15 protein-coding genes and 1 pseudogene are annotated in these 16,871 nt (G+C 22.9%); 2 read left to right on the top strand and 14 right to left on the bottom strand.

Translation table 4 applies throughout. From position 1 onward, the window contains the following. Positions 1-228 precede the first annotated feature (228 nt). The 7 genes from AAHM79_RS06175 to AAHM79_RS06205 form a co-directional block, all read right to left on the bottom strand. Positions 229-1,578: a hypothetical protein gene (locus AAHM79_RS06175; RefSeq protein WP_342257380.1), complete on the bottom strand. Its 1,350-nt coding sequence runs from the start codon at positions 1,576-1,578 to the stop codon at positions 229-231. Positions 1,579-1,844: 266 nt separating this feature from the next. Then, positions 1,845-2,708, bottom strand: coding sequence for a hypothetical protein (locus AAHM79_RS06180; protein WP_342257381.1), 864 nt, complete (start codon positions 2,706-2,708; stop codon positions 1,845-1,847). Between the two features lie 47 nt (positions 2,709-2,755). Next, positions 2,756-3,832, bottom strand: a complete 1,077-nt coding sequence (locus tag AAHM79_RS06185) for a hypothetical protein (RefSeq protein WP_342257382.1) — start codon at positions 3,830-3,832, stop codon at positions 2,756-2,758. 54 nt (positions 3,833-3,886) lie between these two features. Next, positions 3,887-4,924, bottom strand: a complete 1,038-nt coding sequence (locus AAHM79_RS06190) for a DUF3137 domain-containing protein (protein ID WP_342257383.1) — start codon at positions 4,922-4,924, stop codon at positions 3,887-3,889. Between the two features lie 152 nt (positions 4,925-5,076). Further along, on the bottom strand, positions 5,077-6,231 hold the full coding sequence (locus tag AAHM79_RS06195) for a YitT family protein (protein ID WP_338956719.1): 1,155 nt from the start codon (positions 6,229-6,231) through the stop codon (positions 5,077-5,079). Between the two features lie 13 nt (positions 6,232-6,244). Next, positions 6,245-6,400: a hypothetical protein gene (locus tag AAHM79_RS06200; RefSeq protein WP_342257384.1), complete on the bottom strand. Its 156-nt coding sequence runs from the start codon at positions 6,398-6,400 to the stop codon at positions 6,245-6,247. A 227-nt stretch (positions 6,401-6,627) separates the two neighbouring features. Further along, the gene (locus tag AAHM79_RS06205; protein WP_342257385.1) at positions 6,628-7,137 is read right to left on the bottom strand and encodes a hypothetical protein; all 510 of its coding nucleotides are present in this window, start codon (positions 7,135-7,137) and stop codon (positions 6,628-6,630) included. Positions 7,138-7,263: 126 nt separating this feature from the next. Here AAHM79_RS06205 and AAHM79_RS06210 point away from each other — a divergent pair, with 126 nt between their 5' ends. Continuing rightward, positions 7,264-9,330 carry a hypothetical protein gene (locus AAHM79_RS06210; RefSeq protein WP_342257386.1) on the top strand — a complete coding sequence of 689 codons (2,067 nt, stop codon included), beginning with the start codon at positions 7,264-7,266 and terminating at the stop codon, positions 9,328-9,330. 71 nt (positions 9,331-9,401) lie between these two features. On the opposite strand, the gene AAHM79_RS06215 is transcribed toward AAHM79_RS06210, so the two are convergent. The 6 genes and pseudogenes from AAHM79_RS06215 to AAHM79_RS06240 form a co-directional block, all read right to left on the bottom strand. Beyond that, positions 9,402-10,070, bottom strand: coding sequence for an IS30 family transposase (locus AAHM79_RS06215; RefSeq protein ID WP_342258232.1), 669 nt, complete (start codon positions 10,068-10,070; stop codon positions 9,402-9,404). Positions 10,071-10,079: 9 nt separating this feature from the next. Then, on the bottom strand, positions 10,080-10,352 hold the full coding sequence (locus tag AAHM79_RS06220; protein ID WP_342257387.1) for a helix-turn-helix domain-containing protein: 273 nt from the start codon (positions 10,350-10,352) through the stop codon (positions 10,080-10,082). A gap of 294 nt (positions 10,353-10,646) precedes the next feature. Continuing rightward, on the bottom strand, positions 10,647-11,384 hold the full coding sequence (locus tag AAHM79_RS06225) for an Abi family protein (RefSeq protein ID WP_338979482.1): 738 nt from the start codon (positions 11,382-11,384) through the stop codon (positions 10,647-10,649). Between the two features lie 21 nt (positions 11,385-11,405). Continuing rightward, complete coding sequence (locus AAHM79_RS06230) at positions 11,406-13,319, bottom strand: hypothetical protein (protein ID WP_342257388.1); 1,914 nt, start codon at positions 13,317-13,319, stop codon at positions 11,406-11,408. Positions 13,320-13,474: 155 nt separating this feature from the next. Then, a pseudogene (locus AAHM79_RS06235) lies at positions 13,475-14,404 on the bottom strand (pseudouridine synthase). A gap of 11 nt (positions 14,405-14,415) precedes the next feature. After that, complete coding sequence (locus AAHM79_RS06240; RefSeq protein WP_342257389.1) at positions 14,416-15,492, bottom strand: type II CAAX endopeptidase family protein; 1,077 nt, start codon at positions 15,490-15,492, stop codon at positions 14,416-14,418. A 185-nt stretch (positions 15,493-15,677) separates the two neighbouring features. Here AAHM79_RS06240 and AAHM79_RS06245 point away from each other — a divergent pair, with 185 nt between their 5' ends. Further along, entirely contained in the window at positions 15,678-16,370 is a 693-nt protein-coding gene (locus AAHM79_RS06245) for a superoxide dismutase (protein ID WP_342257390.1), read from the top strand. A gap of 61 nt (positions 16,371-16,431) precedes the next feature. On the opposite strand, the gene AAHM79_RS06250 is transcribed toward AAHM79_RS06245, so the two are convergent. After that, positions 16,432-16,668 carry a hypothetical protein gene (locus tag AAHM79_RS06250; RefSeq protein ID WP_252319187.1) on the bottom strand — a complete coding sequence of 79 codons (237 nt, stop codon included), beginning with the start codon at positions 16,666-16,668 and terminating at the stop codon, positions 16,432-16,434. Positions 16,669-16,871 lie beyond the last annotated feature (203 nt).

Raw genomic sequence — 16,871 nt, forward strand, 5'->3', positions numbered from 1 at the left:
TCTAACTTTATTTAATATAAACAATTGTAAATTTAAAAAAGTATAAAATAATATTGAATTATATGGTATTTTGATTAAATCCCAATTTAAATTTATAATTGAAAAAATAAATATACAATAAAAAAAGTACTTTAATTTACTAAAATACTTTTTTCTGATTTATTAAATTTCAAAATCATATAATTATATACTATAGAAATATTATTATACATTTATGATATACTGTTTTTATATAGTAAATGAGCGTGGCTTTGAAAGAAGTGATTGTTCATCAAACTCTGTTTTAAGAATTGAACTACTAATTCCATTATCCAAAGAATTTGTAGGCTCACAATAGTTATTGAATGTTCCATAGTTATTTCTTGGTTTAGTAGTAGATCCAAAATTACTATCTACTTTTTTCTGCTCTTCAACAGCATCAAAAAAGATTTCTTTTTCTTCATCATTTTTAAAATTTCATTCTTCTTCATTACATAATTGTCCAATAATACTAGAAAATTCTTCAATACTTTCTAATTCACTAAAAACATCTACTAAACAATAATCATTAATAGAAGATTGACATGATGTTACTGATTGTTCAATATTACCATTATTTTGTTGATAACCAGTTCATCTTTTAATAGTATCTATAACAGTACTAAGTTTTGGAAGAAATGGTATTCCTTCTTTATTAACCATACAATTAAGTAAAGATGAAACTAGAGAAAGAGTTATACCACCCATAACTTTTGGAGCATCTGTTGACAGTTTTTTTCAAGTAAATTCTTGATTAGATATATAATTCTCAGTACCTCATGTTATAGCCATTGATATTGGTGTTATAAAAAATAATGGTAAAATATTTTTATAAAAAAAATTACTATTTTCATCACTATTTTGTTCACTATTAAGAAGTTGATTTTCTATATCATTAATATTGTTATTAAATAATCTTTTAACTTTTTCTCAACCTAATTTTATTACTTTTTCTATCCTAGAAATGATTGCACCATGAAAAGTCATATTTAACACATAACTAGTAAATTCAATAGTTGTCTGTCCAAGAATTTCCATTGAAATTCAATTATCTAAAATATTATTAGAAGCTCTATCCAAAATTACACCAGAATAACTTAAAAATAATAAGAAAGGAATAACTTTTATTCTTTCTTTTCCTACATTAATATTATTTTCATTGTTTTTTCATTTATCTATAACTCAATTTTCAATATTTTCGATTGAACCAAAAATAAAAGGTTCAATAGCTGTATCAAAACCAATAAGTATACCACTAAATATCAAACTATCCTTAATAGTTTGTCAATTTCATGGTGTTTTAGCAACAGTAGTACTAATTATCATTTGAGCAGTGATATTACCAGAAAGAGCAACAATAAAAGTAATATTTTTACCTAAAAGTTTAGTTATTTTTGATAAATATTTGTTTTCTCTAATAGCAGTTTCTTCAAAAATAGATATTGTACTACTATTAGATATGCTAGAAAAATCACCACTTGAAGCCAATAAACTTATTGCACTATCGTCAGACATTCTACGAATATTAAGATTTTGATTACCTGTAAATAAAGGAGACATTTTAAACACTTCTTTCATATATAATAATAATTTTCTTAAGTTGCTACTTTTTTAAAATAAAAAGTAGCATCCAGTAATATAATTATTACGTGAAACTACTTCTTTTAGTCGCATATATTATTTAACCTAAAAAGGTATGAAAAAATAATAGCATGTGTTTTATAACTTGTCTATATTTTTTTAATTTTTTTAATACAAAATTAGTTATAAAAGTAATTTTTATTATTAATTTTTATCTTTTCAAAAAGGAACTAAAAATTTATTAATTAACTATTAGTAGTAAAAATAAAAGTTAAACCTTCATATTTATTACCAAAAGCAATATCCTTTGAATTTTTACCCTCTAATCGAATTTTTATATAATCATAATATTTATCACCAAATTTTTTATTGCCAGTAATAGCAATAACATTATTATAGCCGCCAGCATTTAACAAATATGGTTTAAAATTATCAAAAGTTAACCAAGTAAAGGGTTTTTTTGGAATAAAATTTAATAATGGAACTAAAATATTACCAAGTAAAGGGTTTTTCACTTCTTCAGAAGGAATTCACTCTTGAAATAATTTTCAAAAATTTTTAGCTTTATCTGAATTATTTCTTAAATATTGTTCTTTTTGATTTTTTTCTTCCCTTTTAAAAGTAGCACCAGCAGTAACTAAGTCATTATAAAATCCACCACTGTCTTTTTTGTTAATTGATAAATATTGTGTTCCATTAACTAATGGTTCTAATTTTTCATTTATATAATCTTGTAATGGACTAAAATTAGCATCAAAACTACAATCTTTTACCGTAGAATTATTATAAACAGCTAAATGAATTTTAATATTAGTAGTACTAATTTTTTTTATTTCATCTTGACCCTTAGTAATTTCATAAGTAATATTACTAAAATCTTCTGGAGCAGTATTAAACAAGTTACTAATATTGTCTTCAATTAATTTTTTAAAATCAAAAACATGATTTTTATTTTCGGGTTTTAAAAAATTATTAAAATTGGGATAAGTATTATTAGCAATTAAATTTGCAGCATCTTCTAATAATTGCTGATAATCAACTGATGAATTGTGAAAAACATCACATGCACTAATATTAATACTAGTAATACTAGTAAATGCAAAAAACACTTATAATTTTTAATATTTTTTTCATAATAAACTTCCTTAGATAATCACTACTTTTTTAGTATTATCTTCAAATTTTTCTTTTTTGTATTAATAATTCTATTTTTAATTTGTGAAATTTCATCACGGTTTGTTATTTCATAAAATAAATGATAATAAATATATTTCAACTCACTAACTTTAATATTTTGTTTTTCAACAAATATTAGAAATTGATAAATTTCATGTAAAAGTTCAAATATTTTATTTTTTTCTTCATTAGTTAATACTTTTTGTTTTAATTCATTTCGAATAATTAATGGTGCTTCTTTAACAAATAGAAAATCACTAATGATATTTTTATAATCTCAATTATAAAATATTTTAAAATCATCAACTTTGGTTTTAACATTTTTAATATTATTTAAAATAGTTTTAACATCATTTTTAACTAAACTTTGAATGAAGACTGCTAATATTAATGCTAAAGAACTAGCGGGAATAAAGTACTTTAAAACTTGATCAATGTTAATAGTACCCTTAGTAAAATTTAAAATTGAATTTTTTACAATTAAATATAAAACTTCAAAACCTAAAATAATAAATAATGATCGTTTTTCTATATCTTTTCATCAAGGATTACCAAGAATCTGATTTTTTTCTTCTAATATTTTTTCTAAAATAATATAAATAATAAAATAACACAATCAATAAGTTAAAACAAATAATGTGGTAAAAACATGAGTAAAACAAAAAATATAAGTAATGTTTCTAGCAACATTTAATACTAATAAAGCTTTAAAAATAAAAAAATTATTTTCAAAATTTGAAATTACCTTATATTTATTTTCAATATATTTTTTCATTCAACATCTGATTTGAATAAATATTAAAGTATTACTTGCAATACAACTACTAAAAATAGCAATATATAAATAAGTTTTTAAAGTAATAATAGTTTCATCAGTAATACTAGCATTATTAAAAAAATCAAATGTTAAAATTTTATTAAAAATACTACTTTTAACTTCTCATAAAATTGCACAAATAATCAAACAAATTGTTAATAACATTCATAAAATTGTTTGCATCAAATATTTATTGTTAAATCATTTTCAGCTTGATTTTAATAATTGATAGTTATTCATAATTTTATCTACCTTATTTTTAAATTATTGTAAAGTAATTTATATAAATTATTATTATAATAATTGTAAGTTATTAACTCACATTTGTGCTTGCGTTAAATTTAAAATATCTTTACTAATCATTGCTAATAATTTATTAATAAACTTTTCAAGATTAGTAGTGGTGGGTAAAACCATCAATTTGCCTTTTCCATCATTATAAGGATTTTTTCCTAATTCATATTTTCAACTTAATGTTAATTGTTCATTTTCTATGTGAATAACTGGTAAATCCTTATTTCCTAAACTATAAGCAAATTCATTAAGTAAATTCATTACTTTTGGTTCTAAAATTAATCTTAATTTAATTTGATTATCACATTTTACTTCAAATAAATCTTCAAATAAATGTGATTCTAATTGAACTTTCTTTTTACTACGAAATTTTTTTGAAAATATATTACGTGGTGTTAATGTCATTGTAAAATTATTATTCCTAATAATAGTTGTATAATAAACAAAACGTGCATAATAACAAGTAATTTTTTCTGTTTCAATAACTTGAGCAGCACTATTATATCCAGAACTTGTCTCATACATAACTTTTTGGTTAATGATACTTCCATAGTTAAAATTTTGACCATTAATACTTCCTATCATTATTTGTTCGCAATAATTATAATAATTAGGTTGTTCATCTAAAGGTAAATTACCTTGTGGTTCAATTGTTCAATAATCACTAATAGTTGTTAAATTCATTTGTGAATTATTATCTTTAATAACTCATTGATAATAGTTAATAATTGGTAATTCTTCTATTAATTTTTCATGAATTTTAGTTTTTAATACAAAACTCTGCACTAATAAAAAGCATCCAACAATGAATCCAATAATACTAATAATGGTAAATGGTTTTTTAATAAATGATGATTTGTTAATACCAATACTAGCACCAATAGCAATTAGAGCAATAATGGTAGTAATAATTCATAAACTAATTCATAAACGATTATTTATTAATTTAATTAATCAATGATTACTACTATTATTATAGTCAGTATGAATATTATTAACAATCTCATTTACAACCTTTGGCGATAAATTATGTTTCATAATTATTCCATTCTTTTTTAATTCTTAATATAGCTTATAATTAATTTTGTTTTATAAAAAAATAGAAAAAGACTAACTATAGATGTAATAATCTATTTAGAAGTCTAAAAACCTACTATTATAAAACTAATTACATTATAACATATATATTATTAGTTTTTTTCTAAAAAATCATTAATTTCAGTAATATTAACAGGTGCATTTTGTGGAGGTTTACCTGCATTACCACCATGCATATATTTTGCAGGAACTGCTACCATAAAAACTTTAGGATCGATTCGAACTATTTTTGTTTTAAAAAAATTATATTCTAATAATGACATTGTTGTCATCATCATTTTATATTCATTACCTGAATACAAACCTTTCACATTTCAAACATTACCACCACGTAAATAATTATTTCGATAAATATCATTACGGATTTGCTCTAATTCATTAGAAATAATAAATACACTCATCAACATATATTTTGGATAAACTCTATTCATAACAAAAGCTGCTACATAAATATAAACAAGCGTTGACATAAAATAAGGCCTAACTAAAAAATTATCAACAAGACTAGTTTTCTGTAAAAAAGTTCCATCAAGAATTAAAACAATAACAACAATAATAATATTAGTATTTCTAATAATAGTAGCAATTGAATATTTACGTTTCATAGAAATATAAGTACTAATAAAATCCATACCACCACTAGATCCACCAGTTTTAAATAAAATACCAATACCAGCACCATAAATTAATCCACCTAAAGCAGCAAAAATAAAAGTACGTGGTAAAACTAAGTGCCAATAATCTGTAGTACCTTTTAATGGCTCATTACCTAAAACTTGAAAATTTTTAAGAGCATCAATTGCTGTTAACAAAAAGTTAATTCCATTTTGAAATAACAAATAAATTATAGTATAAAGAGTAAAACGAAATCCAACCTTGAATAATCCTCAAATAATGATAGGACCATTAATAAGAAAATATACTGGATAAAATCAAAATGCTTGCGTTGTTTCTTGTTCAGTAATACTGCCATTATAAGATAAGGCAATAAATTTAGCTATTAATTGTGCAAAAGCTGATAAACCATTAGTATATAAACCAGCACGATTAATAAAATAAAAAAAGGAAACAGTTGTTAAAAAAGCACCAATAAAAATTAATAATAAATTTTTGGAAGTTATTTTTCAATTAAAATTTTTTCATGAAGAATGGATCTCTTGTTTAACACCAATATTTTTAAAAGTAAAGGCATCAACAATTAACGGTGGCTCTTTATCTTTATTTTTTGCTTCTGAATTATTGGACATATTAAACTCCTTTTTAACTATTAAATTGAAGTATTGTTGGAACATAATTACTATCATCATAAGGCGAAGGTAAAGACATGTCAATTAATGAATCTTGAAAACTAATCACAAAATTAACTTTAAGTTCTAATTTATTAGGACCAGAGCTTGTAACTTTTTGACCATCCATTCCTTTGATATTAATATTAACAGAATTAACATAAGGATTATTATTTAATGCTAAACTTATTCCTTCTTGAACTAAAGTTTTAGTTTTTTGAGAAAAATCAGCATATGTTTTATCAATATCAGGTTTAGTTTCATCATCAACACTAATTGGTACTATTTGTTCTGATAATTTAGTAACATCACTAACACAACTATAAACTATGTAATCGCTTTGTGTATAAGAACATTTTATATTAAAAGTTTTTTTATGTATTGTTCAACTTTAAAACTTTTATCATTATTTACTACTCCAACTTGATAAGTAATATTAATACTAATTCTACCGGTTGAAGTATCAACATTTCAAGTTCTTGCTTTTGTTGATTCATCTATTTTACCATTATCAATCGTAAAATAATAACATTTAGTACCTACTTCTAATTGACTATCAAATCAAGTTGGTTCTTTAATATTTGCTTTATCTAAAATTAATTTGGCAAGTGATTGTGCAAGACTGCTTTCTAATGCTTTATTTTCAATAACTTGTTCTTTTTCAGGTCTTTGACCATCAATAGGAACACCCACTGGTTTTTTAATACCAACTTTTGATAAAGTTGATTCTCAACCATTATAATTACCATTACCATTAGTAATTGCTTTTAAAATACTATCTTGTTGTTGATCAGAACAAGCTAAAACTGGCGTTACTATTCCACTACCAAAAGCAATAGTACCCATTAATGTTAAAATTTTTTTCATAATTATAATCATTCCTTAATTTAAAAAATATCATATATAAATTGTAACTTATTTTTATTATTTTGCTATACACTATCTTCAAAATCTTTATAATTAATATTAGTTTATATTAAAGGAATTGATAATATGTTTAAAATTTTATATACACTAGTTACTATTTCACTAGCCGCTTTTACTAATTTAAGCCAAGTGAAAATAAATAATTATCATCATAAAGAAATAAAATCAGAAAATACTATCCTAAATGAACAAAGTTTAACCTTAGCTTTTGAAAGTGGCAATTTTTATAATTGAAATGAAAATGATTCAACTAATTCTGTTGCTGGTATTTTTACAAATTCACAAGCACAATCTTATTTATTAAATAAGGATGGCACATATAATAATTTAGACTTACAAATTAATAATTTTATTAGATTTGATGATAACTTAGGAATTGCTACTTTAAATAATTTTCATAAAAGTGATGATACTAATTTTATTAATAATTCATTTTTAATGACTAAAAATGGTATTAGTGATGATGCTACTGCCATTGAAACTCCAAATCATACTTTTACTAACTTTGGTAATAATATCGTTAGTACCGATATTGGTGCTGACTTAATTAATACAGACGGAAAAGTAACTAACTTAGTTACTCTCTATCACTATGGAAAAGGTAAAACTAGTTTTACTACTATAAATGATACTTTTGGTGTTTTTGTTGGTGGTGATCAAAATTCTTATATTCTAAAAGTTGATGGTAATATCAAGCCAATTAATATGAATGTTCCTAATCCAATACTATTAAATTCTTTTGTTGCCATTAATAATAATGGTGGCATTATTCGTGATGTTAATGGTCAATTATTTTATTTAACAATAGAAGATAATGGTAATGCTACAACAAAACCATTAATTATTAATAAGGAGCCACTGTTTAGTACTACTACTGTTTTTTTTAGCAAGACTGGTAACAATCAAGGAATTTTAAATGTAAATCTCAAAAATAGCTCCAAATTTTTTGGACAACCTTATCATTTAAGCATTACTGATAGTAATGATATTAAACTTACAAAAATTAATGAACATTATATGAATAATTTCATTTTACTTCATGATGGTTTAGGTATGTTTATTGATGAACAAGAAATTGGCTATTTTGTAAATGAATTAGGTGCTTTTACTAAAATTGGTTATTGTGCCAATTTCCAAAGAATAAATGATAATCTTGGTTTTATTAATAATAATACAAGTAAATTATTACTAAGTGATAGTAAAAATAACAATTGAAGTCGAATTAATACTATTAAATTTACTAAAACTAAAAATGAACAATTGACTAATTTTATTAATTCATATATTGATAAAGATAAACTTACTGCAGTTAATCGTACTAATAATTGAATTAGTAATAATAATCTAATTTTAAATGTAACTAATGATGAACTAAAAGATATTACTATTAATGATAATCAACCATTATTACCAAATATTAATAATAGTATTACAACTATTATTAATAGTAATTCTGAAATTAATATTAAATTTAAAGATGAAATAATAACTTACCATGTATTAATATATAATCAAAATATTTTGCCAACACTAGATAATAGTACTAATACTAATATTAAATATGTTGGAATAGTAAATAATAATTTATATGACATTAATAGCACTAATACTAATGACGGTTTTACAATTAATTTTAACTATGATAATACTATCCAATTTGTAAATATTATTACTATTGATAGTACTACTATGAATAAAATGAATTTATGAACATTAAAACCAAAAACTACTTTTAAATTAAATGCCAAAAGCAATAATAATGTATATTTACTACAAACTGTTAATTGAAATAATATTAGCAACTGACAATATTTTACTATTTATCATGGTAATAATTTACCTATTATTGAATTTTGAACTACTGATACTGGTATAAAATTATGAAATGCTGCTTTAAAACTTAATTATACTTCTAAGGAACTAGAAAATATGAATGCAACAGAAATTAATAATCTAAGAAATTTATCAGTTAATTGAACAATTAATGAAGCGCGTGTTAATACTTTAGGTTATATTATTTCTGGTTTTCTTAGTATTGGTTTCATTTTAACTATTATTGCTATTATTTATGATTGATACTTAAAACAACAATTTAAAAAAAAGAAATCTAACACAAAGACAAATGTGAATTAATACAAAATAACTGTTCTTTTATTTTTTTGGAATTAGGTTTATCATTTGCTAAATTGTAAAGGTAAGTGCAACTAAATTATTTTTCTATCCAAATATTCGATTGGTGAAAGATAATTTAGTATTTTTCTCGGTCTTTGATTTAAAGACAATATAAATTTATGAACTTCATTTTTATTAGTTTTTGAAAAAATAAATTTTTTAGGAAATTTTTCTCTAATTAAACCATTAGTATTTTCATTAGTACCTCTTTGTCAAGGTGAATATGGATTGGCAAAATAAATTTTTACATCTAAATTTTTTTCAAGTTGTTGTCAATTTGAAAATTCTTTGCCACGATCAAAAGTAATAGTTTTAACAATGTTTTTAGGAAGAATTGATAAATAATAACTGACATTTTTATTAATAACTTTAGTAGTTCTGTTTTTAACTAATATTGCTAAAGTAAATCGTGATACTCTTTCAACTAAAGTTATTAAACATGATTTGCTTTTACCTCGTGATGATACTATAGTATCTCCTTCTCAATGACCAAGTGTTATACGATCATTAACATTTATATCTCGTTCTTTAATTGATTTACCATTAAACTTGCAACGATTTTCTTTAGATTTTCGTTTTTTACCTTTTCTTCTTAAATTTTTACTAGTAACTTTATCAAGCATTCCAAAATAAATTCAAGTATAAATTGTTTTAAAACTAATAACTCACTCTTTATGAAAATTTTTAATTCTGCCATAAATTTGTTCAGGTTATCAACCTAATAGTAATTTTTGTTGTACATATTTTACTAAATTCTTATTTTTAAACTTATGAAAACTAATATGTGATTGTTTTCGATTTTCAGCTTTATTTTGTGCAATTAATGAAAAATAATGATTATTATCTTTATTTCTATTAATTTCTCGAATAATAGTACTAATACTTCGATTAAGATTTTTAGCTATTTCACTAATTTTAAATTTAAATTTCAATTGATTCTCAATATAAATCCTTTCATCTATGCCAAGATGTTTATAACTCATATAAAAACTCCTTACTTTTTTCTAAACTAAATTTAGCATTATGAAATTTTTATATGAGAATTTTTTGCAATTTTATTTACTTGCACTTACAAGTATAATTCAGCATTTAAATCTTTTTTTCATTATACTCTGATTTCATTTTTTTCCTACTTTCTTCAAGTTTCATTAATTCTAAATAAAATAAACCATTGTCATTTAAAAATGACAATGGTTTATTTTACACTAGTAATTAATTGATATAATTATAATATACTTATTAAATTAAATCTACTAAAATTTAATAATTTTTCTATACTAAGTATGGATTATACTTTGATTATCTTCCTTAACGCAATCATGAATTTTAACATCATAACTATTAAATAAATTTTCATAATCAACATTAAATGGCACTAGTAATTGGTTTTTACTAGAAAAACGAGTAATTAATAAGTGCAAATAATGATGATCATTATTGGCATTTAAAGTTTGTTCATAATAAGCGAACCGTTCTTTATACTTAAATTGAATTGCTAATACTTTAAAATTATGTGATAAATAATTACGAACATCTTTAATATACTCTAACTGTTCTAATAAAATTTTACTATCATTAAATTCTTTGATACCAAAATAATGAGCAATCTTAGCGATACTTTTATCATTTAAAGTTTGTAATAATTTCATTGTTCATTCAAATGACATAACTTCTATTAAACTGCGTATTGTTCGTGATTTTAAAACACCACTTCTATTATATTTATTATAACCAGCACGAATCAAACGTAAAGCTGTTTTCATTTGAGCTAGGTGTTCTGGATTAAGAAAAGTAGCATTATCTAAATTTTGAACATTATCATTAAAAAGTTGATGTAATAAAGCATTTTTTAAAGAATTTTCAATCATTAAAATATGTTTTAAATACAATAAACGTAAATCAATGTTTAATAATAATAAATCTTTAAGTTGATGTTGAGGATAATTACGCTTTAATAATTCTAAATATTTTTCTTCAACAATATTTTCTGCAAATCATTCTTCATTTAATAACATGTAATTCACTCCTTAAATAAACTAACCTCTAATTTTATAAATACCAACGCGAATAGAAGAATTTTCAGATTCTTTTGTTTCGCTTTTAATATCTACTTCTTTTTTTCTTCGTAACAACTCTTGTTCAATAAAGTCATCAACGTTCATATTGGTACTTTGATAAGTAGCAGTTCAATCAAATGTTTTATTAGTAAAGTTATTTTTAGGTTTATTACTATCTTTAAAAAATTCTTGTACTTCTTGATTCATAAATGCTTTTTGCTTACGTTTACGTGAAAATAAATTAGTAAAGAATTTCTTAAAATTAAAAATTGATCAAAACTGACGAAAATTAATAGTCATTGCTAAACCAAAAATTAAAATTGATGAATATAATAATGAATAACCGATAACTCGTAATACAAAACTATAATCTGTGAAATTATATGTTGGTGGATATTTATCAAAGAAATAAAGACATCCAAATAATGTTACTGCTAAAATTGGAATAATTAACACTAAAGTATTTTGAATAATAAAACGTAAATCACTATTATACGTCAAATGTTTTCAAACATAAACTCAGATTGAAATTAAACGATAAACTCAACCAATACAACTTGATAAAAGAATCATATATAAACTTAATGATAAATATTGATAACTTTGATGTTTTCAACCTAAATTTGATAGTATTCAACCCAAAATAACACCTAAAACAAGATTTATTATTGATTGAATATATGAACCTCAAATTGTTTCTTTGTGTTTTACAGTAGCATTTACAATAACTTTTCCTGGTTCGGTTGCCACTTGAATTGTATTTTTTAAAGATAAAAGTAAAATAAATCATGGTTGTGACAAAAATAAATTAATAAAAAGATTTTTTGAAGAATCAAAATTACCATCAGAATTATTAATATTTGTAATACTTAAAGCAGACACTAAATATTGAGTAATAATAAATTGATTAATAAATAAAAAACCAGCAATCATATAAGCATATAACTCAAATTTAGTATACACAGTTCATCTAATTCGTCCACTTTTGGCAATTCAATATCCAAAAACTTCGCGAAAAGAACTAATTAAAATTAAAGCAATTGAGCGCATTGTTGTGGCAATAATAATATAAATAGTGTAAATGGATGTTGTTGTCAGTGATAAAAATAAAGTAATTAAAATAATATCAATGTTAGAAATAATCATGTCAGGTAAACGATTCAGGGCTACTCATCATGATTGTTTTAGCATCCTTTTTTGTTGTGTTCATTTTTTATGTTGTAATCATGGATATTCAATTTTAATAACGATAAAAGTAACAAATGCTTTTAATACACCACAAACAAAATAAGCAAAAAAAGGAATATACATATCTATTGGTTTACCATCAGATTTTCTAATAACTAATAACGTCATTAGTAAAATATACATAATAATCTCTGAAAAAATAAAAATTAAACGATTTAAATAACCTTTTTGATCAGCTTGAATTAAATTTTGATAAGCACCACTAAAATAAAAAAAGATTAATTCACGTGATCCTAAAGAAATAATAATAAGTGCTACTTGTCAAAAAGGAATTTCCATATCTAAACCAATTTCTGGTAAATGAACACTAGCTAATCCTAAAATAAAACCAGCACTGACAAGAATAATTAAATATATTCTTCCTGAATGATGATAATTTTTTCTTGTCGTATTAATAATATCGTTGACGGTTTCATAATCATCATTTTGTAAAGGACGATATAAAGAAAAAATGGTAATTAAACCAAGTCCTCCTTCTGTCAAACTAAAGTAAGTCAAAAAAGAAATAATAACACGAATTAAACCATTAATTTTTTCACCGTATGCTAAACCAGTAACATAAAGAAAAGTTAACTGTAAAATAGAGATAACAATTGTCATGATAACACCAACAATTGTATTAAAAATACCTTTTTTAGTTGTCATTACTTCACCCAATCTATATAAATAAAATTAATTTTGTTTTTTACTTAAATATGTTAACAACCCAAAATTAAAAGTTCAATATTATTAATCACTATTAAAAATAAAAAAATAGCAAAAAAATAAAAATGTAATCTATATATTAGTATAGATTAATTTTATAATTTTTCTTTTTTAATCTGTTTAATGAAATCTGTTTTTAAATCTTTTATTATAAAATTTTGATCATTCAAATAAGTAAATGGTTCTTCTAAATCATTAAATGACAAATAATAAGCAAATAATGCAATTTTATTAGGAGTAACTATTGTTGACCCATACTTAGTGTCACCAACAATTGGTAAATTTAAAAATTGTAAAGTACTACGAATTTGATGTTTTCTACCAGTAACTAATTGACACTCAACTAAAGTAAAGTCTTTAGTATTAAATATTGGTGTAAAGATGGTGCTACAACTTTTACTTTGTTCACTTGGTTCAATTGAAAATTTCATCTTCATTGTTAACTCATCATGAGTAATATAACCAGAAATATTTAAATTTTTAGTTAATTGGCCAGAACAAATAGCCAAATATTTTTTAATAATTTAACCATTTTTGGTAGCATTATGAAGTGCGTTTTGTGTCATTTTATTTTTTGGATAAATAATTAAACCCTTAGTTAGTTTATCTAAACGATACTGATGACTAATATTAAATGTTTGCTCACGTTTCTTCTTCGGGTATTTTTGTTGTAAATAATATTTTACCATGTTATCTAAGCAAGAACCATATGGTTGATGGACAACAATATTATGATCTTTATTAAAAATTAAAAAATTATCATCTTCATAAAACAATTCAATTGGTGCTTCTTTAGTAATTTTTTCTGGTTTATAGTTAACAACTAAATTACTTTCATAAATGACTACTAAATCATTTTCTTGTAAGCGATATTTAAAATCAGTAGTAGTTTTATTATTAACTCTGATTTTTTTTGTTCTAAATAAACGATAAATTTTTGAGAGTGGTAGTGTTTTAAATACTTTTTTTAAATAATTAATTAAAGTTTGATCAGCATCATTGGCAGTAATTGTTAGGGTAGTCATAATTTCTCCTTTTAATTTTTATTAATAAAACCAGAAATAGTTGCAATTAGATTAGAAAAAGCATGTAAACCAATAGTATATGTAGTATTACCGCGTGTCATTATAAATAATAAGGGTAATATAATACTAAATCCTAAATAACCAACCATATTATTTCAATCACCACTATCCATAACATGCATTGATGGGAAATAAATTAACGAAGCAGCATATGCTAACCAACGATAACGAACAATGGTAAAAGTACCATGACGATATGATATTTCTTCATTAATTGGAGCAATAAAAATAGTACTAAGAACTAAAACAAAAATGCCATATGGACTATTCATTAATAAGTTTAAAACATCTTGATTTTTTGAAGTATTATTACTTGTTAACATATTAAATTCACTAAATTTAGGAATTATGTTGAAAATAATATTTAAAATAGTACCAATAACAGCAAAAATGGTAACTCAAGTTATTAAATCTAATTTTGCTTCTTTTAAAGTAGTAATAATTCTCTCACGTAATGATCTACAAAATATTAATACTAAAATTGATCCTAACATTTGAAATAACTGTTGAATTAAAAATGTAGTAGCAAGCGAAGTTACATCATCATCTTTACCACTAATAACTTTTGTTGCAATAAAAAATAAAAGAACAAATACTACACTAATAAAACCAAACACACTATGACTATAAGCAGCCCACCCACCTTTTTTAATCATAGTTTCTCAATCAATACCAAGTGAAACAACTAACCCAAAAATTGGCAATAAACTAAAAATAAAAAGACTAAGAAATGAACTTTGACTAGTATCTTTTACAGCATAAGTTTTGATTAAACTATAAAGAATTGGAATTATAATAAAAGATATAAGATAAATTATTGTTAGAGTTCAACTGGCTGTTTTGAAATTAAAGTTATTGGTGTCATCACAACTAAGTGATTTTGAAGTAAATTTATCAATAAATGACTGTTTTGGTTCATTTTTTTCTAAATTATTACTATTAATGTTATCAGTTTGGTTTACATTAATTCTACGTATGATATCATTTTTGTGAGAAACATTAATTTGATTAGATTTTTTATTAAACATGTATAAGTACTGCACGAAAACTTTCACCCTTTGTTAGTAAAATTAGTATTTAATATTAATTTTTAGTATAACATATAGTGAGAAATCTTGTAATATAATAAACTTGTAATTTTACATTAATTTATTATAATGTAATGCAATATTTATATGTGAAGAGTTTAAAAAGAAAAGGAGGATAGAAAAGAATGCCTAAATACAAGATTAATATTATCGATTTACCATATAATTATGATGCTTTAGAACCTTATATTTCACAAGAAACAATGAAACATCATTATGAAGAACTTCATAAGAAATATTTAACTTCTTTAAAATTAGTGATGGATAAACATCCGAAAGTTTTTTCTGATTATAATCTTGAAACTAAAGGGGAACTAAATCGTTTATTAAGTAATTATTGTAAATTAGAAGATATATGTGAGGATAAAGAAACTTGTAATGTAAAAAAATTACAAAGTAGCATTCGACAATTTGGTGGGGGAGTAATTAATCATAATCTTTTCTTTTCACTATTGGGGAAAAATAAAGGTTTTAATGAAAAATCAGCTATTGGTAAAGCAATAATTAATCGCTTTGAATCTTATGAAAAATTTGAAGCTGCTTTAACAAAAACTGCCATAGATATTTTTGGAAGTGGTTGAGCATGATTAGTAATTGACAATAATGGTACATTAATACTATGCAAAACTTTTAATCAAGACAATCCATGATTCTTGAATATGTATCCATTGATCGCTATTGATGTATGAGAACATGCACATTATCTACAATATAAAAACGAACAAGAGAAATACTTACAAGCATTATTAAAAGTTATCAATTGAGAACAAGTAAATAACAATTATCAAGAGTATTTAAATGAAAAAACTAAAAAATAAGTAAAAAAGAACTCAATTGAGTTCTTTTTTTATAATATTATTAATATTAATCTAATCTAAATTATTTTTTAGAAGAATTTTTCGAAGAAATAGCAGCAATTCTAGTTTTTTCAATTTCTGCTTTTTTTTCTATTTTAATTTTTTCAACATGCTTTTTAAAACCACATCGATTACAATTCAATTGAATATTTTTTGCTTCTAAAAATTCGGCAATTAAAATAACCCTACCACATCGATGACAAGCAAAAGCATTTTCTGGCTTTTGTGCTAAACGAACAGATGCATATGTATCTTTCATAACTTACTCCTAACTCATATAAAATTAAAGTAATTATTTTTAGTTTTAATACTATAATTAAAACTTATCAAAAGTTAATATTAAAAAATGTGTCTAGTTATATATAAAAAAAATTTAAGTTAAAATAAACTTAACAGGAGTTTAAAAACTAAATACTTAATTAGCCATTATTTTTTAATACTAATTTTATTATAATCATTTTT

This window comes from Spiroplasma endosymbiont of Nomada ruficornis, from assembly GCF_964030795.1.
GTDB lineage: Bacteria > Bacillota_I > Bacilli_A > Mycoplasmatales > VBWQ01 > Spiroplasma_E > Spiroplasma_E ixodetis_A.